At 38.3% G+C, this 20,538-nt stretch carries 17 protein-coding genes; 15 read left to right on the top strand and 2 right to left on the bottom strand.

Annotated elements, in window-relative coordinates:
• Window positions 1–61 precede the first annotated feature (61 nt).
• From BW964_RS21385 to BW964_RS21420, 8 genes are all read left to right on the top strand, one after another.
• Window positions 62–1,864 (top strand): serine hydrolase domain-containing protein, encoded by a 1,803-nt coding sequence (locus BW964_RS21385; RefSeq protein WP_076510495.1) that lies wholly within the window; start codon window positions 62–64, stop codon window positions 1,862–1,864.
• 91 nt (window positions 1,865–1,955) lie between these two features.
• Window positions 1,956–2,300: a hypothetical protein gene (locus BW964_RS21390; RefSeq protein WP_076510497.1), complete on the top strand. Its 345-nt coding sequence runs from the start codon at window positions 1,956–1,958 to the stop codon at window positions 2,298–2,300.
• Between the two features lie 229 nt (window positions 2,301–2,529).
• On the top strand, window positions 2,530–4,005 hold the full coding sequence (locus BW964_RS21395; protein WP_076510499.1) for a sensor histidine kinase: 1,476 nt from the start codon (window positions 2,530–2,532) through the stop codon (window positions 4,003–4,005).
• Window positions 4,006–4,010: 5 nt separating this feature from the next.
• Window positions 4,011–7,622 (top strand): response regulator, encoded by a 3,612-nt coding sequence (locus tag BW964_RS21400; protein WP_076510501.1) that lies wholly within the window; start codon window positions 4,011–4,013, stop codon window positions 7,620–7,622.
• A 3-nt stretch (window positions 7,623–7,625) separates the two neighbouring features.
• On the top strand, window positions 7,626–7,988 hold the full coding sequence (locus BW964_RS21405) for a response regulator (RefSeq protein ID WP_084176113.1): 363 nt from the start codon (window positions 7,626–7,628) through the stop codon (window positions 7,986–7,988).
• On the top strand, window positions 7,989–8,819 hold the full coding sequence (locus tag BW964_RS21410) for a CheR family methyltransferase (protein ID WP_076510505.1): 831 nt from the start codon (window positions 7,989–7,991) through the stop codon (window positions 8,817–8,819).
• Window positions 8,820–8,828: 9 nt separating this feature from the next.
• On the top strand, window positions 8,829–9,404 hold the full coding sequence (locus BW964_RS21415) for a chemotaxis protein CheB (protein ID WP_076510507.1): 576 nt from the start codon (window positions 8,829–8,831) through the stop codon (window positions 9,402–9,404).
• A 43-nt stretch (window positions 9,405–9,447) separates the two neighbouring features.
• Window positions 9,448–9,810, top strand: a complete 363-nt coding sequence (locus tag BW964_RS21420) for a response regulator (protein WP_073334882.1) — start codon at window positions 9,448–9,450, stop codon at window positions 9,808–9,810.
• Between the two features lie 77 nt (window positions 9,811–9,887).
• Here the strand turns inward: BW964_RS21420 and BW964_RS21425 are convergent, their stop codons facing one another.
• Complete coding sequence (locus BW964_RS21425; RefSeq protein WP_123912007.1) at window positions 9,888–10,190, bottom strand: hypothetical protein; 303 nt, start codon at window positions 10,188–10,190, stop codon at window positions 9,888–9,890.
• Between the two features lie 183 nt (window positions 10,191–10,373).
• Here BW964_RS21425 and mug point away from each other — a divergent pair, with 183 nt between their 5' ends.
• The 7 genes from mug to BW964_RS21460 all read left to right on the top strand — a co-directional run bounded on the left by mug (window position 10,374) and on the right by BW964_RS21460 (window position 19,577).
• Window positions 10,374–10,883 carry a G/U mismatch-specific DNA glycosylase gene (gene mug, locus BW964_RS21430; RefSeq protein WP_076510589.1) on the top strand — a complete coding sequence of 170 codons (510 nt, stop codon included), beginning with the start codon at window positions 10,374–10,376 and terminating at the stop codon, window positions 10,881–10,883.
• 193 nt (window positions 10,884–11,076) lie between these two features.
• On the top strand, window positions 11,077–12,243 hold the full coding sequence (locus BW964_RS21435) for a cytochrome-c peroxidase (protein ID WP_076510511.1): 1,167 nt from the start codon (window positions 11,077–11,079) through the stop codon (window positions 12,241–12,243).
• A 101-nt stretch (window positions 12,244–12,344) separates the two neighbouring features.
• Window positions 12,345–13,133, top strand: a complete 789-nt coding sequence (locus tag BW964_RS21440; protein ID WP_076510514.1) for an SDR family oxidoreductase — start codon at window positions 12,345–12,347, stop codon at window positions 13,131–13,133.
• A 434-nt stretch (window positions 13,134–13,567) separates the two neighbouring features.
• Window positions 13,568–14,425 carry a DUF4240 domain-containing protein gene (locus tag BW964_RS21445; RefSeq protein WP_076510517.1) on the top strand — a complete coding sequence of 286 codons (858 nt, stop codon included), beginning with the start codon at window positions 13,568–13,570 and terminating at the stop codon, window positions 14,423–14,425.
• Between the two features lie 29 nt (window positions 14,426–14,454).
• On the top strand, window positions 14,455–14,997 hold the full coding sequence (locus BW964_RS21450; protein ID WP_076510520.1) for a helix-turn-helix domain-containing protein: 543 nt from the start codon (window positions 14,455–14,457) through the stop codon (window positions 14,995–14,997).
• A 60-nt stretch (window positions 14,998–15,057) separates the two neighbouring features.
• Window positions 15,058–16,020, top strand: a complete 963-nt coding sequence (locus tag BW964_RS21455; protein WP_228432116.1) for a hypothetical protein — start codon at window positions 15,058–15,060, stop codon at window positions 16,018–16,020.
• A gap of 71 nt (window positions 16,021–16,091) precedes the next feature.
• Complete coding sequence (locus BW964_RS21460) at window positions 16,092–19,577, top strand: glycosyltransferase family 117 protein (protein WP_076510523.1); 3,486 nt, start codon at window positions 16,092–16,094, stop codon at window positions 19,575–19,577.
• A 190-nt stretch (window positions 19,578–19,767) separates the two neighbouring features.
• Here the strand turns inward: BW964_RS21460 and BW964_RS21465 are convergent, their stop codons facing one another.
• Window positions 19,768–20,271, bottom strand: a complete 504-nt coding sequence (locus BW964_RS21465; protein ID WP_084176102.1) for a GNAT family N-acetyltransferase — start codon at window positions 20,269–20,271, stop codon at window positions 19,768–19,770.
• Between the last annotated feature and the right edge of the window lie 267 nt (window positions 20,272–20,538).

A 20,538-nucleotide genomic window follows, 5' to 3' on the forward strand; every position in this document is an offset into this window, starting at 1 on the left:
AAACTTGTTCAATACAAGCTAAAACTTAACTACTTTTGACCAATTAATTTTCAACAAATAAATGAGAACCATAACTCCCTTTTATGCTGCAATCATCATAGGAATGACTTCCATTCCACTGGCTGCACAGACAAAATCCCAATTAAACAACGAAATTTCCAAAGCAGAAGCAGGATTAATACCTGCCGTCCGTTTTCAGGGTGAACCCACTTGGACGATCGAATCCAGAATGAAGCATTACAATGTGCCGGGAGTTAGCATTGCTGTCATCAAAAATTCAAAAGTGATCTGGAGCAAGACCTACGGTTTCGCAGATGTAGAATCTAAAAATCCGGTCAATTCCAAAACGCTTTTTCAGGCAGCATCCATGAGTAAGCCGGTAACTGCGTATGCAGCATTAACAGAAGTGGAGGCCGGAAAAATCAACCCGGATGCCGATGTCAATTCATACCTGAAATCCTGGAAAGTCCCTGAAAATGAATTCACAAAAGAAAAAAAAGTCACCTTTAAAAATATAGTCAGTCATACCGCTGGTTTTACCGTAAGCGGATTCCCCGGATATGAGGCAGGAAAGCCTGTTCCCACTTTAATTCAGGTGTTAAATGGTCAGAGTCCGTCCAATACCACCGCTATTTTTGTAGATAAAGTTCCCGGAACACCATTTCGTTATGCAGGTGGAGGATACTGTGTGCTGCAGCAGATGCTTATCGATTTGGAAGGGAAAGATTTTACAACCATTATGAAAGAGAAAGTACTTCTGCCACTCGACATGAAAAACAGTACATTTTCACAACCTTTATCTGATGTTCAGTCACAATTTGCCGCTACAGCCTATAATCAGGACGGGGTAAAAGTTGTGGGGAAATCTCATACGTACCCCGAACAGGCCGCAGCCGGATTATGGACTACAGCGGAAGATTATGCCAAGTTTGTCATTGATATTCAGAATGCCCTGAGCGGGAAGAGCCATACCATTATTTCACAAAAGACTGCGGAACAGTTTACGACTTCCTTTATTGATCCCTTTATGGGGCTGGGAATCTTTCTGGAAGACAGAAGAGGCCATATGTATTTTCAGCACGGAGGCTGGAATGAGGGGTTTTCCAGCAGATTTATAGCCAGTAAAACAAGCGGTGATGGAATTGTTGTACTAACAAATACCAACAAACCTGAATTTATAGAAGAACTTGTACGTTCTGTAGCAGAAGTCTATCACTGGCCATTATTTAATGGGTCTGTCCATAAAATATTACCGTTGAATCAGAATGATTTTAAAAATATCGGACGTTACAGAAATGGAAAATATGGCTTTTCCAAAGTCTATAACGAAAACGGAAAGTTGATGACTGCTGATAATACAGAAACTCCAATAGAAATGTTCAAAGTTGGGGAAAATAAATACGCATTTCGGGATTGGGATCTGACAGTGAAATTTGTAAAAAATGCCGATACCGGGAAAACAGATAGGGTACAGCTTTATTCTAACGGGAAAATCAAATCTACGGATGCGCAGATGAGCACAGACGATCAAACACCTTTGGAAATGGTGCTGGGCGGAAGTTTCGATAAAGGTCTTGACGCTTATAAGAAAGCCAAAACGGAAGATGCCGGATACGATCTTCTCTCAGAAGGGTATCTGAACGGAGTAGGCTACAAAATGCTGGGCGATAAAGAATTCACAAAAGCCATTGATGTATTTCGTGTAAATACTGCATTGTATCCCAAAAGTGAAAATGTCTACGACAGTTTGGGAGAAGCTTATCTGAAGGCCGGACAGAAAGATAAAGCCAAAGAAAGTTACCGGAAAATTCTGGAAATCAATCCTAAAAATGAAAATGCTGCAAAAGTTTTAAAAACATTATAAAAATAAACTGCTTTCATATCCTGAAGGCAGTTCTTATTTTTAAGCAAAAAATAAAAAGGAAGCTTAAACGAAATATAAAATAAAACAAACCATGAACACAAAAGATCAATACGGACTTGAATTTCTGAAGGTCACTGCAGGTGAGAATGTAGGTCACCAGTGTATCCGCAAGGATGGCATGGTAGACGAAAACAATCTGCTGCAATTTTTAAACTATTTAAATATCTCCCGTACCGAATTCCTTTTGAAAGAAATAAATGACTATCTGAATACGACTCCGGATACGGCCTGGATGTCTTATGATTCGATGGTTTTAGAGCATATTGATTTGAAAATGGACTATCCGGAATTTATAATAGATGAACAGCCCAATGCTTTTCCGTTATCAGATATCAGGGACTTATTGAAAGAATGGTTAATGTTTTTACATTCTTAGATCATATTGAAAGCGAACAGTGCCCTGATTAAATGTTGATTATTTAGTAAATCAATTGTTTTTTTAAGTATAATAAAATATTTAGGAATATTTATTTTGAAAATTTATTTATAAGTGTATATGTGTGGTACCTAGGTGTAAAATGATGAAAAAATAAATGTTTTTCGGAATTTTGTGAGTATTTTTGGCGCTACTAAAAATATATAAACCACAAGTACTGATTCGCCTTATGATCTTAATTGTTGATGACAACCAAAGTAATCTTTACTCATTAAAAAAACTTCTGGAATCTAAAGATTTTCAGGTAGATACAGCCGACTCAGGAGAAGAAGCACTAGGCAAAGCCATAAAAAATAATTATGCATTGATTATTTTGGATGTGCAAATGCCAGGGATGGATGGATTTGAAGTTGCTGAAACACTGGCTGACTACAGCAAAACAAAAGAAGTGCCCATTATATTTTTATCAGCAGTAAATACTGAGAAAAAATTTATAACCCGTGGTTATGCTTCAGGAGGAAAGGATTATGTCACAAAACCTGTAGATCCCGAAATTTTGTTGCTTAAAGTTAAAACCTTTTACAATCTTCAGGAGCAGAGTCTTGCGATGAAGAAGACCCAGCAGAGTCTGGAGCTGGAAGTCAAGGGACGAAGAGAATCCCAGGTGACGATGAAGTCGCAGATTGATCACTTTCAGTTAATGCTCGAATCGCTGCCACAGATTGCATTTACGCTCAATGAAGAAGGAAATATAGAGTTTGTCAACCTTAAATGGTACCAATATTCAGAGACAGATACCGATTTTCCGGAAGTTCATCCTGACGACCTTAATATCAGAGAAGAATTTGAACGCTGCAGAAAAAAGAACAGAGCCCTGGAGCTGGAGGTCCGGATAAAAAATATCGATTCCGGAGATTACCGTTATCATCTTTTACGGATAACCCCAGTGAACGAAGGAAATGGAGTGAAAAACTGGGTCGGGACCTTTACAGACATGGACGATCAGAAGAAAGTCGAAAAGGAAAAAGATGAATTTCTTAGTATTGCAAGCCACGAGCTCAAGACTCCTTTAACCAGTATCAAAGCTTATGTTCAACTACTGGACCGAAAATTAAAACTTGATAAGCAAAGTGCAGAAGCCGGTTTTATGGGGAAAGTTCAGGATCAGATAGAAAAATTAAATACACTCATTACGGATCTTCTTGATGTTTCTAAAATAGAAAACGGTAAACTTAAGATCAACAGAAAGCCTACCAGTCTCGAAAATGTGATCAGCAATGCCGTTGAAACCATTATACAGACTCATGACGAAAATAAAGTCAAAATAAAAAGACAGAGTATAAATCCTGAAATCCTGATTCCTTTTGATGAAATACGCATCGAACAGGTCCTGATTAATTTTCTGACCAATGCCATCAAATATTCTCCTCAAAATAACCAGGTGATTATCACTGCATTTGTAGATGATGAAAACCAGGAAGTAAAAGTGAGTGTTACCGACTTCGGAATAGGAATTCCAGACTTCAAGCAGGATGCTGTATTCCGCAAATTTTACCGGGTAGAAGAGTCCTCTTTACAATTTCAGGGAATGGGAATAGGATTGTTTATCTGTTCAGAAATTATTAAACAGCATCACGGAACCATTGGGGTATCCAGTAAACTAGAGGAAGGTTCTACTTTCTATTTCACTTTACCATTAAACTAAGACACATGCCAAAGAAAATAATCAGAAATCTTCAGTTTGGGGTGGGGTTATCTTTACTGATCTTAATTGCCAGCTCAGTTGCATCCTATCTCAGTATTCAAAGACAGATGGATCACCGTGAAAGTTTGTCTAAAAGCAGACGGTCAATAACTGCCGTAAAAGATGTTCTTGTCGCTTTACTGGATGCAGAAACAGGAAACAGAGGATATCAGCTTACAGGAAGAGACAACTTTCTGGAGCCTTATAACAGGAGCTTAAACGAATATAAAAAAGCTTTTGAACGCGCAAGATCTTTAGGTATTTCAGATAAAAATCAGCTGGAACGCCTAAATGCTTTAGAAAAGAATGTGAACAGCAATATTGGCAATTTAAAGCAGTTTGTTCAAAACAGAAGAAAAGGAGTGGTCATGACTCAGGAGCAGATTATGCTAAGCAAGAGTTATATGGACAATTGCCGTAGAATCGTCCGGGAATTTGTTCAGTACGAAGAAGCCCAGCTTGAAATTAAAAATAAAGATCTCAACCGTTCCTCCGGAACTACCGTTATGTTTATTATTGTTTCTGCCATAGCAGCGGTAGTTGTTACCATCTTCTTCTATATCAAACTAAGGGCAGATTTGATCCGCAGAGAAAAACTGGAAAATGAGTTACGTGCTAAAGATCTTGAAATAAGCAGACGTGTAAATGCTATTCGGCAGATCGCCAACAGAGTGGCAAATGGGGATTACAGCCAGAGGGCGGTAGATCATTCACAGGATGATCTTGGCGACCTGGTAGAATCATTAAACCATATGACCGATTCTCTGAAGAAATCTTTTGATAAAATCAATAAAAGTGACTGGCGACAGAAAGGCCTCGCTTTACTGAATGAATCTCTGGTAGGAAATAAATCGGTAAAAGAGGTATCCAATGTCTCTTTAAATCAGCTTGTGGAGTACGGAAAATGCATCAATGGCGCGCTATACCTTTTTGATGAAGGAACACTGAAGCTAAGTACCGCTTTCGGTCTGGAAAATACCATGAAAAAAACTTTCGAACCGGGAGAAGGAATGGTTGGCCAGGCTTTTACCAATGAAAAAATGCAGGTGTACAACAATCTTCATGAAGAAGATTTTATGGTAAGTTTTGCAAGCAGCAAAATAAAAATAAACGGAATATTGTTAATTCCGATTCACGCGGATGGTCACTGTATTGGCATATTAGAACTGGGATCAACTTCAGATTTTAATCAGGACAGACTGGATTATTTTGCTGAATGCAGCCGGAATATCGGAATTGCTTTAAATGCCGCAAAAGGCCGTGAAAAAGAGCAGCAGTTATTAGAAGAAACTCAGGCTCAGTCAGAAGAACTACAGGTTCAACATTCCGAACTGGAAAACCTGAATACAGAACTGGAAGCCCAGACCCAAAAATTGCAGGCTTCAGAAGAAGAACTGAAAGTACAGCAGGAAGAGCTGATGCAGGCCAATGCCGAACTGGAAGAACGCTCAAGACTGCTGGAAGAAAGAAATCACATGATCGCTCAGAGAAACGGTGAGATTCAGAAAAAAGTAGAAGAACTTGCTTTAAGCACCAAATACAAATCTGAATTCCTGGCCAATATGTCTCACGAGCTGAGAACACCGCTGAACTCAATCTTACTTCTTTCCAGACTGATGGCAGAAAACCCGGATGAAAACCTGAATGAAGATCAGGTAGAATCGGCAAAAGTGATTCAGAGTTCAGGAAGCAGCCTTCTGACCCTTATTGATGAGATCTTGGATCTTGCCAAAATAGAATCCGGCAAAATGACGCTTGAATATCAGGAGGTTATTGTGAATGATGTGATCAGAGATTTAAGAAGCCTGTTCAACCCTATTATTCAGGAAAAGAAGATCAATTTTGATATCCAGATAGAAGAAGGAGTAGAAAAAACGATTGAAACCGATAGACTTCGCGTAGATCAGGTATTGCGTAATCTTTTATCCAATGCGATCAAGTTTACAACAGAAGGAAGCATCACTTTAAATATTAGAAAAGATACCGGAAACAAAGATTTCATTGTTTTCAGTGTGAAAGATACAGGAATAGGAATTCCGGAAGAAAAACAGGCCATTATTTTTGAAGCATTTCAACAGGCAGACGGCTCTACACGCCGCAGGTTTGGCGGTACCGGATTAGGATTGTCCATAAGCCGGGAAATTGCAAGATTACTTGGTGGAGAACTCAGCCTGAAAAGTAAAGTGGATGAAGGAAGCGAATTTAGTCTGATTATCCCTGTAAAAGCGATATCTGAAACCATTCAGCCTGAGAACGACCAGAACCTGGTAGATATCATTCGTGAAGATGTGGGAGAAATCCAGAATATTCTGGAAGAAGCCGAAGCAAAAACAGCACTGCATTTGGAGACCCTGGAAATTCCTGAGGATGTAGATGATGACAGAGACGGGATAACTCCCGAGGATAAAGTGATCTTAATTGTAGAAGATGACATCAATTTTGCCAAGGCACTCCTCAAATATACCCGGATGAATAACTATAAGGGAGTTGTGGTAGTAAGAGGCGATTATGCTTTGTCAGCAGCTGTTCAGTACCATCCACAGGCCATTTTATTAGATGTTCAGTTACCTGTAAAAGATGGCTGGAAAGTGATGGATGAACTTAAATCCAATTCTGCAACCAAACATATTCCGGTACATATGATGTCTGTCCTGCAGCTTGAAAAAGAAAGTTTAATGAAAGGTGCTATTGATTTCATTAATAAACCGCTTGCTCTGGATCAAATGACAGACGTCTTCAGGAAAATTGAAGATGCGCTTCAAATGTCGCCGCAAAAAGTTTTGATTGTAGAACATAATGCAAAGCATGCCAAAGCATTATCTTACTATTTAAGCAATTTCAACATTTCTTTATCCGTAGAAAATAATGTGGAAGACAGTGTTAAAGCTTTAACTTCCGACCATATCGACTGTGTCATTCTCGATATCGGAGACTCAAGAAACAGTGAGTACAAGGTCGTTGAATCCATTAAAAGCTATGAAGGACTCGAAAACCTGCCCATCATCATTTTTACAGAACACAGTTTATCCAAATCTGAAGAATTGAAGATCAAGCAGTATGCAGACTCTATTGTTGTAAAAACGGCTCATTCTTATGAAAGAATTTTAGATGAAGTAGGTTTATTCTTACATTTGGTGGAAGAAAAAAACAATTCTGTGGAGACTGCAAGAAATAAGGTTTTAGGTTCCTTAACTGAAGTTTTGAGCGGAAAAAAAATATTGATTACCGATGATGATGTACGGAATATCTTCTCTCTGACCAAAGCCTTGGAAAAATATAAAGTAGAAGTTGTTGTAGCAATGGATGGTAAACATGCCCTGCAACAGATCAAAGAACATAAAGACATAGACGTTATTCTGATGGATATGATGATGCCTGAAATGGATGGCTATGAGACCATACAGGAAATCAGAAAAATGCCTGCGTTGGCAAGGCTCCCAATCATTGCCATTACAGCAAAATCCATGATCGGAGACCGTGAAAAATGTATAGAAGCAGGAGCGTCAGATTATATCTCAAAACCTGTAGATATCGATCAGTTGTTATCCTTACTGCGTGTCTGGTTATATGAAAGTTAAATGATGAATAAGAAGATTTTGATTGTGGACGATGATCCACGGAATATATTTGCACTTAAACTGACGCTGAAATCAAGAGGCTATCAGATTGAAAGTTGTACAATGGCTCAGGAAGCCATTCAGATTTTAAAAGAAAATACAATAGACATCGTGCTTATGGACATGATGATGCCTGAAATGGATGGCTATGAAGCCATCAGGATGATTAGAAATACACCGTCAATAAGCCAGATTCCTGTGATCTCTGTCACAGCTCAGGCTATGCCGGAAGACCGTCAGAAATGTCTGGATGTAGGAGCTCAGGACTATGTCTCAAAGCCCGTAGATGTAGACCTGTTAATGATCGCTATTGAAAAACTCATATAAATGCTGGAACCAAGTATCGTAAAAGATGAAGAAGTAGAATACTTGATAAAAGATGTTTATGAGAGGTATGGGTATGACTTTTCAGAGTATAGCAGGGCTTCTTTTAAACGACGGGTAAACAGAATTTGTCTGATCGACAGATTTACCAGTTTTGCAGAGCTGAGGTATACCGTTCTCAATGATCCGGAATACCTGAAACGCTTTGTAGAAGAAATTACAGTGAATGTAACCGAAATGTTTCGTGATCCGCATTTTTTCAAAGCGCTCAGAGAAAAAATTTTACCACAATTAGGAACCTATCCGCTCATCAGAATATGGGTGGCGGGGTGTTCTACAGGAGAAGAAGCGTATTCGATGGCTATTTTGCTCAAAGAAACCAATCTCTACCACAAATCTCTGATTTATGGGACGGATCTGAATCCTTCGGTTTTGGAAAAGGCACGCTCAGGCGTTTTTCCTTTACAGCAAATGAAGCTCTATTCAGAGAATTATATGTTGTCTGGAGGGAAAAAAGATTTTTCAGATTATTATACCGCCAATTATGACAGTGTAAAATTTGATAAGAGTTTAAAGGAAAAGCTGATATTATCTACTCATAATTTAGTGTCAGACAGTTCCTTCAATAGTTTTCAGCTCATCATCTGCAGAAATGTACTGATCTATTTTGACCGGGAATTGCAGGAACGTGTTTTCAAGCTTTTTGATAACAGTCTTGAAAATCTGGGCTATCTTGCCTTAGGTTCAAAAGAAACGCTGAGATTTTCGAAATTAGATAAAAATTATCATCAGATTGAGGATCAGAGAATCTGGAAGAAAACGGAGCATATGTAACACCCATTGATGATGAAAATAAAAAACACAAAGACCGAATTGGTAGTGATAGGAGGATCGGCAGGAAGTCTGCAGGTCATTCTGGAAATGCTTAAAAAATTAAAGAATGAGATCAGTTTCCCGATTTTACTCGTGGTGCATCGCAAAGCTTCGTCAACGAACGTTCTGCAAACCTTACTCCAGCAGTTTGTGAGTATGGAAGTGATTGAGATCGATGATAAAACGGAAATTCAAAATAATAAACTCTATGTAGTTCCTGCAGATTATCACTTATTATTCGAAAATAAAAAGATGATGTCGCTGGATTTCTCAGAAAAAATGAACTATTCCCGTCCCTCCATTGATGTTACATTCAAATCTGCAGCGGAAGTGTATGGGGAAAGCCTGGTGGGCGTTTTGCTTTCAGGGGCCAATGCTGATGGAGTAGAAGGCTTGGGATTTATTAAAAAAAATAAAGGAAAAGTCTGGATTCAGGAACCTGAAACGGCAGAAGTAGATTATATGCCCAGACACGCAGTAGAAGAAGTTGACTATGATTTGATTATTAAACCCGATAATCTGGCCGACTACATCAACCAATTATAGAATTAGAAATTAAAAACAATCTTAAGATTTAAATAGAACGAATATGAGTACAAAGAAAATTTTGATTTTTGATGATGATACAACTATTTTAGAGGTAATTACCATCATTTTCGAAGAGAATGGTTATCAGGTCGAAATTTCAGAAACATCTCATGATATACTGGAAAAAGTTTCAAAATTTCAGCCGGATGTTATTCTTATGGATAACTGGATCCCAAAGATCGGTGGAGTAGAAGCCACCAAACTTTTAAAAAGTCATGAAGAGTTCAGATCTATTCCTGTCATTTATGTAACGGCCAACAATGATATCGTGAGATTGGCGGAAGAAGCTCAGGCTGACGATTATGTAGCAAAACCATTCAATCTGGATGATCTGGAAGATAAAGTAGCTAAATATTTAAAATAGCAGAAGTACGGTAAAAAGCATCCATGCTTTTCGAAATTTATAAAAGATCCTTACCTGTGACGGGTAGGGATTTCTTTTTAAATAATCCTTCTGACAGGCTGCTGCCTCATTTCTTCAAAATGTCTCATCCTTTGACGGAGAAGATCTACGGTACATCTCCCGCTGTTGATTTCAGCAATCAAAGCAGACAGAAATAATTTTAACTGAGGATGAGACAGGATCTGATCTGTAAACGTTGTCGCGATAATTATTTTTTTAGAAATAATGTTCTGCGTAAAGATATATTCGCCTTCCAAATCAACATTCAAACAAAACTGATCTATAATACTGACTGATAAGTACCGATGGATCAGGTCGATATTTTGTAACATATTTTCCATCTTGGTGTATTTACAGGATATACATTAATATTCATGCCATAGTTATTCTTTTAATAATTTTTTAAGAGGTTAATTTCTGGGAATGCAGATATGTCTACTGAATATTTTAAAATTAATATTTATATTGCTGCTGTAAAGAACTTGATCCGTAGCCCGTTCCCAAAAGAAAATCCTGAATTACCTATGTTAAAAGATATCATGGCCAAAGACCTTACCGTTGTTTTTTGCGGAATCAATCCCGGTTTGAAATCTGCAGCAGAGGGACATCACTTTTCGGGAAGAAGCAACCGCTTCTGGAAGGTCATGCATCAGGCAGGATTTACACCCTACCAGATCGGGGCGGAGAATGATACCCGTATTTTGGATTTCGGATATGGGCTCACCACTGCCGTAGCAAGAGCAACATCCCGTGCTGACGAGCTTTCAAAAGAAGAATTCGACAACTCCCTTGAGCTCTTTAAAACAAAAATAACCCGTTTTCAGCCAAAATATATCGTATTTCTTGGAAAAGCCGCCTACCAGGCTTTTTCTAAAAAGAAACAAATCAAGTGGGGATATCAGGCAGAAGAGTTTTGCGGTTCCGGAGTGTGGGTTTTGCCAAATACCAGTGGTTTAAACCGTGGGTTTACACTAGATGCTTTGGTTGAGTCGTACAGGGAATTGTATGATGAGATTCAAAACGGGAAGTTATAAATCCTTAGATTAAATTATTTGAAACTGTAATGGTAGTGCATGCCTTTCTGAAATATGATTGCACACTGATTTGTTGGTGAAGACTTATATTTTATTGCTTTTCAAATAAAGGCATGAATAACCATTTAAATAAATATCAGCGGTTGTAAATGAATTGCGCCAGTTTGCCTATTTTTGCGGAAACTCATAATTCATGAAAAGTGTCTTAAGCTGGATATTAATTGCATTTCTCACCGTTTCCCTTTTGAATAACTGTTTCAGCAATAGTGTTCAGAAAGAAATCCGGGAGAAAGCCTCATTTCTTGCCGAATTGAGGAAATTATATTCTTCCGGGGATTCTTCAACATGGCCTAAACCGATCTTAGATCCCGATGCCAGACCCTACTTTTCCGAAATTGGTCATCTTCCTGAAATTCAGTTTCCAGCAGATAATCCATATTCCCAAGACAAAGCATTGCTGGGAAAAACACTTTTTTTCGATCCCCGACTTTCAAAATCCAACCAGATTGCCTGTGCCTCCTGCCACGATCCGGAGCTAGGATGGTGTGATAACAGGACTTTTTCTTTTGGACACGACAGGCAAATTGGTACTCGCAATGCCATGAGCATTCTGAATGTAGCCTATACCACCTCTTTATTCTGGGACGGACGCGCGGCATCTCTCGAAGAACAGTCCGAAATGCCGATTCGGGATGAAAGAGAAATGAATGGGCACATCGATCTGGCAGCCGGAAAAATCGCTAAAATAAAAGGCTACGAATTATTATTTGAAAAAGCTTTTGGCAATAAAACCGTTTCCAAGGACAGGATTTCCAAAGCAATAGCCGCTTTTGAAAGAACCGTTAGAAGCGGAACTTCCAAATTTGACCAGTTCATTGACGGAAAAGCAGAAGTTTATACGGATGATGAGCTTATGGGCCTGCACCTTTTCCGAACCAAAGCACAATGTATGAACTGCCACAGTTCAGGGTATTTTTCCAATAATCAGTTTGAAAATATTGGAACTTCTTTATTAGGATCAAAAGAAGAAGACCTGGGTCGTTATCTGATGACCAAAAAACCGGAAGATGCCGGAAAGTTCCGTGTGCCGGGATTGCGTGAGGTAACAAGAACAGGACCATGGATGCACAATGGTTCTATGACGACCCTCACGGAAGTCATTCAGTTTTATAGCAGAGGAAACCCTGAACATTCTCAAAAACGCTCAACCGTTCATCAGGGGATCCCATTGTCTTCCGAAAAATCAGCTTTTGTAAGGTTGCTGGATCTTACTGATATAGAAATTGCCCAGCTGGAAGCCTTCTTGCGAACCTTATCTTCGAAACCGGAAAGAGTTTTGCCCCCTGCATTGCCTCAGTAAAATAACACGTATCATTCTGTAATTATTAAACATTCATTGACTGGAATGTAAAGCTTTTTTGCTACATTTATCTGTAATTAATCAGCAATAAATAGTAAGATATGAATATTCAGCTTTTTTCAAAAAATGCTTTAGTGGGAGCCGCTACCCAGGGAATAGGTTTAGGAATCGCTCTGGAACTGGCAAAATGTGGAGCAAACGTCACGATAATGGCCCGCAATGAAACGAAACTTAAAAAAGTGGTGTCTACATTACCCGTAGTCCATCCTGATCAGAGACATCAGTATCTGGTAGCGGATTTTTCCAATTTCGAAGAATACAAAAAAATTATTTCCCACTATTTCAGTCATCATTCTATAGATATTCTGGTCAACAATACAAACGGTCCGGAACCGGGATTAGCGCTCGATAAAAATGCAGAAGATTATCAAAAAGCATTTGATCTCCTTTTTAAAACAGTCTGTGAAACGACATTGCTTGCCTTACCTCACATGATACAAAAGAAAAACGGGCGTATCATTAATGTTTCTTCTTTATCAGTCAAAGAACCCATCAATAATTTATCCCTTTCAAATTCCATTCGATCGGCGGTCATTGCCTGGGCGAAAACCTTATCCAATGAAGTGGCACAGCATCAGATCACAGTCAATAATATCTTAACAGGATATTTCGATACCGAGCGTATTCAAAACCTGATCAGCCATGAATCAAAACAAACAGGAAAGTCAGAGGAAGCAATCAAAAAAGCAAGGGAAAATAAAATTCCAATGAAAAGACTCGGCAGAACTGAAGAATATGGTCATCTGGCAGCCTTCCTGGCATCAGAATATTCATCTTATCTTACCGGAACCAGTATTCCTTTGGATGGAGGATTGAATAATACGTATTAATTCACAGGATTATTCATGCCAGATTAAGCCTTGTTTTGTGCTAAAAATAAAATGGTTGATAAATCCCTCTATATAGGTTAAACATTTTTAAACGCAAAGTTTTAATGGTAACGGTATAGCTTCAAGTCGAGCAAAGAAGCGTGGCTACACCACGGAATAAACAAACGCTGTATCCATACGCTTGATCGAATCAATTGTATTGATTCTTTTCTTTGCCTTCCTACAATACGAATCATGATATTCAAACTTTACGTTTAAAAAGTAAATTTAGGGTTGAACCATATTTTTTTCTCAATGATCAGATTAAAATGGAGTAGATGAAATAAAGTGAAAATCAATCAAAAACCTCTATCCTTAGGGCATTCCTTCTTTTCGGTTCCAAAGTTTTTTCGTAGTTTCACTTTCTTTTAATAAAAATACCATCACAATCCACTATGAAAAGAAACTTTATCAACCAAAAAGAACTGTCCGACAAATTCTGGAATATTGAGTGCTCCGGGAAAATACAGACGATATCTTTTGGAAAAACCGGAACCAAAGGCCGGGAAACAGTTAAAGAATATGCAGATGAAAAAGAATGTATTCTAGAATCCGAAAAACTGATCAATCAGAAAATTAAAAAGGGATATACTGAAATTCATGAAAATGATGAGATTCCCCAAAAGGTCGAACTTTCCGAGAATGAAAAAGCAGAGATTTATTTTTGGGATGCCATCGAAAAATCCAATAAGTATAAAAACGCCCATTGGAGCGAATATGATATTGATGAACACCTCGAAAATCTGACCGATCATTTGTCCAGATTTGGCAAAGAAAGAATGATCCTTTTCGAAAAAACGCTTCAGGAAAAATTAGGGGAATTGTATACCGCTGAAATTGCAGAACTCTCCATCATTCTTGAATGTGATTTTAAAAAGGAAAATGGAGTCTATATCTTTGATGATTATCTTTCCGATGACGGATTTATTTATTTCCGATGCTGGCTGTTACTCAAAGGAAAAGAATTTTTTGAAGATCTAAAGGCGGATATTCAATCATTTGTAAGCGGAAAATACAGTTTTGATATAGCAGACTGCTGGGCAGAAGGACTGCTTTATGTGGCGGATGATGCATATGCCCAGAATCATGAAGATGAAGAATCCATTATCAAAGATACAGTGTATGAATTATACCCTGAAAACGATTACGACGGTATGAATAGAAGCATGAGCAGAGAACCCAAAGGAGGAGCTGACTTGCATACCAAGTATCCGAAGCTTGTAGAAGAAATAGGTGAATTAAGAAGTAAATAAAGAATAAATCTGATGGATAGCCTTAAGAAATGAAAAATGCGGTTAAAGTTTTAAGAGAGAAAAAGAATATGACCCAGACTGAGCTTGCAGAAAGTTCAGGAGTTTCTTTGCGAACCGTTCAGCGAATTGAAGCAGGAAATATTCCAAAAGGATTTACCCTGAAAGCGATTGCCCGGACTTTAGAAACAGAACCTGAAAACCTGATCTCTGCCACTGATGAAGTCATCAATGTTGACCGGGCAAAATTAATTAATCTCTCGGCTCTCATTGGGCTTATTGTTCCCTATGGCGGAGTAATATTTCCCTTGATTTTAACCTATAAAACCAGAGATCCTTTCAATAAAGAACTTGGGAGAAATCTGGTGAGTATTCAAATTATTCTAGCGGGTATTGTTTCTGTTTTAATGATCACCAGCCCGTTTATTCAAAAGGCATTATCTCTAAAAATCCCTCTTTTTCTTGTCTTTTTAATCGCTTTTATATCTGTGAAACTATTCATTATTATCAGAAACGGGATCGGTCTCAATAAAAACGGAGATTTATATATTAAATTGAAAACCAGTTTTTTATAACTAAAGTCATACTAATGACGTAAAGATGTCGTATTGTTTTTTCAGGAAAATCAGATCATTATGCTGAATCTTGCAGAAAATTTTGATATGAAAATCTTTAAGAAATTGATGGGATCTGCTGCCATATTTATAGCACTTTCTCTGATTGGTGGTTACCTTTATTTTGATCAAAAATTCACGCCGCCGGAAAATAATCTGAACGTCGCTGGAATTGCAGAAAATACAACTCTGGGCTGGGATCATACTGAAGAGAATTCTCACGCTGCGGTCCTTTTACCTGTGAAGATCAAAGGAATTGACAACGTTTTTTTTATGCAGCTCGATTCAGGTTCTCCAACTACTATGTTCTATAAAAAATCATTGGAATCCATCCGTACTAAATTTCACGATAAAATCAGAATTAATGAAAAACTGAATACGATGTCAGCACAATTCAGCTTAGGAAATATGACGGTAACTTCCGATTTCAAACTGTTGAATTATGGAAATAGGGTAGATTTTAAAAATACGGTGGCCAACAATATCATTGGAACCATCGGAACCGATTTGTTTGAAAAACGCATTGTCATTCTTGATTTTAAAAATGAAAGATGCTCCTTCGTAGAAAATACCGATGAAAAGGGTTTTGAAACATTTGAATTTAAAAAACGGAAGATCATGTTCCCGGGAACCATTGCCAGTGAGAAACTGAAACTGTTGTATGATTCAGGCACCAGTGGTTACGAACTCCTTACCAACAGAGAAGAATGGCAAAAGTACAGAAGGCCGGACGGGAGCATCAAAAAAGAAAAGGGAAATTCCTGGGGAAATGTATTAACCGTGAATTCTGCGACCGCCGATCAGACCGTAACAATAGGAAACAGCAAGCTTCAACTTTCAGAAGTGACTTATGTAGAAGGAACTTCAAAGATGCAGAATCTTCTGATGAAAACTTCCGGAATGCAGGGAATGATTGGCAACAAGCTTTTCCTGAATCATACATTGATTGTAGACTGTAAAAATAAAAAATTTAAAGTAAAATGATGTTTTTTACAGGTTGATGTAATAATTCCCTGAAGTTAGTTGTCTTACTATGTATTGAAATTACATTGTATATGAAGAACTGGTCTTTTAAAAAATGGAACACCGTTGCAGGATGGGTGATGTTCCTGATTGCCCTGATTACTTATTTCTCCACCATGGAGCATTCTCTCAGTTTTTGGGACTGTGGCGAATACATTTCTTCAGCCGTAAAGCTTGAAGTAACCCACGCTCCCGGAGCAGCATTATTCCAGATTGTGGGCTCTGTGGCCAGTATATTGGCCTTTGGAAATGAAGAGAATTATGCCATTGTGATCAATGCAATGTCTTCTTTATTCAGTGCCTTCACCATTTTGTTTCTGTTCTGGACGATCACTCATTTTGTGAGAAGACTTTTAAACAAAGACTTTGAAGAAATAACAAAGCACCAGGAAATCTCTATTCTTTTTGCGGGAGCGATAGGAGCATTATGTTTTACTTTCTCGGATACCTTTTGGTTCTCTGCAGTAGAAGGAGAAGTGTATTCTATGGCTTCCATGTTTATTGCACTGCTGGTATGGCTGGTTACCAAATGGGAAAACGAATACAAAGCAGCAGATAACGAAAGATGGATCATCCTTATTTTCTTTATCCTTGGACTTTCCGTTGGAGTTCACATGATGTGTATGCTGGCAGTTCCGGCTGTCTGTCTGGTTTATTATGCCAGAAATTACAAATTTACCTGGAAAAGCTTTATCTGGGCAAACGCGATCACTCTGGGAATTTTAATTATCGTATTCAAAATTATTTTCCCACTGATCATGACCATGTTCGGAAGACTGGAAATATTCTTTGTGAACGGACTTGGGCTTCCTTTCCACTCCGGAACGATCGCGGCATTTATTCTGATGACAGGAGCTTCTTATTTTATCATTACATATGCCCGAAAAGCCAAAAGAAAACTATATCAGACCATCGCATTATCAGTTGTATATATGATGATCGGTTTTTCATGCTGGATGGTGATTCCCGTAAGAGCCAATGCCAATCCACCCATGAATCTTAACGATCCTGATACCGCGATTGGTATGCTGGATTACTACAACAGAGAGCAATACGGAGACTGGCCTACCATCTACGGTCAAAACTATACCGCTTTTCTTGATGCAAACGGAATGGAGAAGAATGAAGACGGAAGTTTTAAGACTGAAAAAACAGGAGAAACCTTTGAAAAGGATGAGAAAACCGGAACCTACAGAAAAACCGGAGACCGATTCCGTTATGTTTTCAGTAAATCCCAGGTGAGTCTGATGCCAAGAATGTTCAATCAGGATAAAGAGGTCATGGCCAACTATATTTCAATGTACGGAGCTCCCGATTTTACCTTTAATTACGATAACGAAGAGGTGGCAGATAATCCCCAGGCCAAACAGATCTTTGAGGAATTAAGAGGGAAATATGAAGATCAATCGATCACCGCAGCCGATTATCTGAAAGTGAAGCCATACAACCTGATCAATGTTCAGAAGCCTTCACTGGCGCAGAATATGGACTATTTTATTACCTTTCAAAACGGCTATTATTTTGTTAGGTACCTGATGTGGAACTTCGTGGGAAGACAGAACGATCTTGAGGGAAAAATGGAGAATACGAGAGGAAACTGGATCTCCGGGATTTCTTTTATTGACAATGCTTTACTTGGAAATCAGGACAAAATACCTGCGAAGTTCAGGAATGATAGTACGGTGACATTCTTCTTTTTGCCATTGATCTTAGGATTAATTGGTTTCTTTTTCCAGTTAAACAGAGACTTTGGAAGATTCTATGCATTACTTTCACTGTTTGTTTTAACAAGTTTAGGGATTGTTTTTTATACAGGAGTAAAACCTTTTGAAGTAAGAGAAAGAGATTATGCAATGGTGGGTTCTTTCTATGCCTTTGCCATCTGGATCGGAATGGGAGCTGGCGCTATCTTATGGTTTGTTCAGTCTAAAGTAAAATCTAATGGAGCGAATATCGCTTTAGGCGTAATTTTATTAGGCGTTCCTTTGATGATGGGCTTCCAGAATTATACCCCGCATGACCGCAGCAAAAAATCGGCAGCGCGTGACTATGCATACTCATTCCTCAAATCACTGCCGAAAGATGATATTATTTTCATCTACGGAGACAACGATACTTTTCCCGTATGGGCCATCCAGGAGACCGAACGCTTCCGCGATGATGTGAAAACGGTGAATTTTACTCTTTTAGCTACGCCATGGTACATCGATCAGGTCAAAAGAAAAACCTATCAGGCGACAGGTATTCCTACCCAGTTGACCCACGATGATTACAGAGATGGAGTGAATGATCAGATCTACATGATGAAGAAAGAAGACTGGGAAGGCTTTTTCTCTATGCTAAAAGAGCAGGGCGTTCCTGATACGGAATTCCAGGCCTTCAAAAAATTTCTCACCCAGGATTCTCTGACTCTGAAGGAGGCGGTGAGCTTTTTAAAGTTCAAGTCTCCTGAAAAAGATGAACTTCTGAAAATGTACTTCGGTGAAGAAAAATATGCAGAATACAATATTCTTCCGGTGACCAAATTCATTCTTCCGGTGAATAAAGAGAATGCTTTAAAAGCAGGAATCATCACCCAGGCAGATCTGCCCAATGTGGTCAACCAGATCATGATTACTTATAAAGGAAATACCCTTTACAAAAATAACCTGATGATGCTGGATATGCTCGCTAATTTTGACTGGAAGCGTCCGATTAACTTTTCATCTGGAGGCGTGTATGACAGTGAAAATATTTTCTACCTGGATGAGTATCTTCAGTTTGAAGGCTTCAGCTACAAATTGGTGCCTATCCACACCGCTCCCGGGACAGACGGTGACATGGGCAGGGTAGATACCAATGCTCTGTATAATGTAGTGAAAAACTTCAGATGGGGAAATTTTAAAGATCTCAGTATTCATTATGATGAAGCTGCTACTTCCAATATTATGGGCTATAGAATGACTGCCAGCAGAGCCGCTTCTGCATTGGCATTAAGCGGACAAAAAGGAAAAGCGGTAGAGATACTGGATCTTGTTTCAAAAGAAATTCCGGCTGAAAAATACAATGATCCACGTTCATTAAGTTCGATGGTAACAGGGTATATCATAGCAGGTCAGGAGAAGAAAGGACTTCAGCTGGCTGAAATTCTCAAAAAAGAGATCTTTGAAGAATATGATTATTACCTGAGTCTTTCCCCGGCATTCCAGAAACAATCGGCAAGACAGATGAGAGTGAAACCTATGGAATATTCTCTCGTGGTATCTGCAGTTACGGATGCTTATAAAAAATTGGGACAGAACGAGAAAGCTTATGAATACCTGATTAAATCCATAGAGCCTGTTGATAAAAAATTCAATGTTTTCATCACAGCACTTCAGCAAATGGGTAAAGAAAAGGCGGTAAAAGAGTCGGAGAATATACAGAAAATCACTCCTTTTTACCAATATTTATTTGATGTGATGAAGCCTTTTGATTCTACTTATTCTAAAAAGAAAGAAGATCAGATTACCAGAGCAATGATTAAAGTGACACAATAAATTATAAATACAATAGAGCTTAAAGGCTCCAAATCATAATTTGGAGCCTTTTTAGTTTAAATTCCAGCCAAAGACATAGCCGAATTTTGGCCGAACCGTTATATTGTTTGTCATGGCAGACGGGTCACTTGATATTTTTATAATCAGAAAAGCTAGCTAAAAAATTCTGTTATATGGACCAGATGCAATTTTATGGATGGAGAAAATCATTCGTATTAAGAGAAAGTTGTGTATTTCCATCGCCTTCTTTTTGTCCTGCCTGGCCAGTTACTTCCTTAAATCCTATTTTTCTGTACAGACGATATGCTTTTTCATTTTTATCGGTTACTTCCAGAAAAATATCGATGCCCTTAAATCTTTTCTGAGCCTCTTCAATAACCGCCTGAATAAGTCCAAAACCTATATTTTTCCCCTGGAAATTTTCTTTGATGTACATCTGATAGATATGACCTTGACCATTTTCATCCATCACAAAAGCGCAGATTCCAACCAGGTCTTCATTCGTAAATGCTCCAAGGACGAATCTGTTATGATTCTGTTCGTCGATATCACTTTCCAGCCGGAATTTTTCAATTTTCAGGGCTTCCTGATAATCCGCTCCAAAGGATTCAGGAAATTTTTCCAGACTTTCAAGCCTGATGATCCTGTAATTTCTGCTTTCATGAGGCATGAGAATACGGTAGTCAATATTCATATAAAATAAAATTTGAATTAGTATTTTTCGTTATAATTATTAAAATTGCGAAAATATTTTTGAAATAAAACCATTCTTTTTAATGAAATGAATTCATGCCTTTTTCAGTTAAGACCATTAAGAAGAATGTTTCTAAGGGATGAACTGTTTTTCTGTTCTTTATTCAACTTAATCGTGTAATTTGTGTATATTTATAACAAACTAACAACTATTTCGTTAATATATTCAATGTTGATTAATCCTGTTCAGTAAAAACTTACAGGCAGC

The sequence above is a fragment of the Chryseobacterium shigense genome (genome assembly GCF_900156575.1).
Lineage (GTDB): Bacteria > Bacteroidota > Bacteroidia > Flavobacteriales > Weeksellaceae > Chryseobacterium > Chryseobacterium shigense.

Coding starts and splice junctions, on each gene's coding strand:
- BW964_RS21385 (WP_076510495.1), top strand. CDS start 62: ATGAGAACCATAACTCCCTTTTATGCTGCAATCATCATAGGAATGACT.
- BW964_RS21390 (WP_076510497.1), top strand. CDS start 1,956: ATGAACACAAAAGATCAATACGGACTTGAATTTCTGAAGGTCACTGCA.
- BW964_RS21395 (WP_076510499.1), top strand. CDS start 2,530: ATGATCTTAATTGTTGATGACAACCAAAGTAATCTTTACTCATTAAAA.
- BW964_RS21400 (WP_076510501.1), top strand. CDS start 4,011: ATGCCAAAGAAAATAATCAGAAATCTTCAGTTTGGGGTGGGGTTATCT.
- BW964_RS21405 (WP_084176113.1), top strand. CDS start 7,626: ATGAATAAGAAGATTTTGATTGTGGACGATGATCCACGGAATATATTT.
- BW964_RS21410 (WP_076510505.1), top strand. CDS start 7,989: ATGCTGGAACCAAGTATCGTAAAAGATGAAGAAGTAGAATACTTGATA.
- BW964_RS21415 (WP_076510507.1), top strand. CDS start 8,829: ATGATGAAAATAAAAAACACAAAGACCGAATTGGTAGTGATAGGAGGA.
- BW964_RS21420 (WP_073334882.1), top strand. CDS start 9,448: ATGAGTACAAAGAAAATTTTGATTTTTGATGATGATACAACTATTTTA.
- BW964_RS21425 (WP_123912007.1), bottom strand. CDS start 10,190: ATGGAAAATATGTTACAAAATATCGACCTGATCCATCGGTACTTATCA.
- mug (WP_076510589.1), top strand. CDS start 10,374: ATGTTAAAAGATATCATGGCCAAAGACCTTACCGTTGTTTTTTGCGGA.
- BW964_RS21435 (WP_076510511.1), top strand. CDS start 11,077: ATGAAAAGTGTCTTAAGCTGGATATTAATTGCATTTCTCACCGTTTCC.
- BW964_RS21440 (WP_076510514.1), top strand. CDS start 12,345: ATGAATATTCAGCTTTTTTCAAAAAATGCTTTAGTGGGAGCCGCTACC.
- BW964_RS21445 (WP_076510517.1), top strand. CDS start 13,568: ATGAAAAGAAACTTTATCAACCAAAAAGAACTGTCCGACAAATTCTGG.
- BW964_RS21450 (WP_076510520.1), top strand. CDS start 14,455: ATGAAAAATGCGGTTAAAGTTTTAAGAGAGAAAAAGAATATGACCCAG.
- BW964_RS21455 (WP_228432116.1), top strand. CDS start 15,058: ATGCTGAATCTTGCAGAAAATTTTGATATGAAAATCTTTAAGAAATTG.
- BW964_RS21460 (WP_076510523.1), top strand. CDS start 16,092: ATGAAGAACTGGTCTTTTAAAAAATGGAACACCGTTGCAGGATGGGTG.
- BW964_RS21465 (WP_084176102.1), bottom strand. CDS start 20,271: ATGAATATTGACTACCGTATTCTCATGCCTCATGAAAGCAGAAATTAC.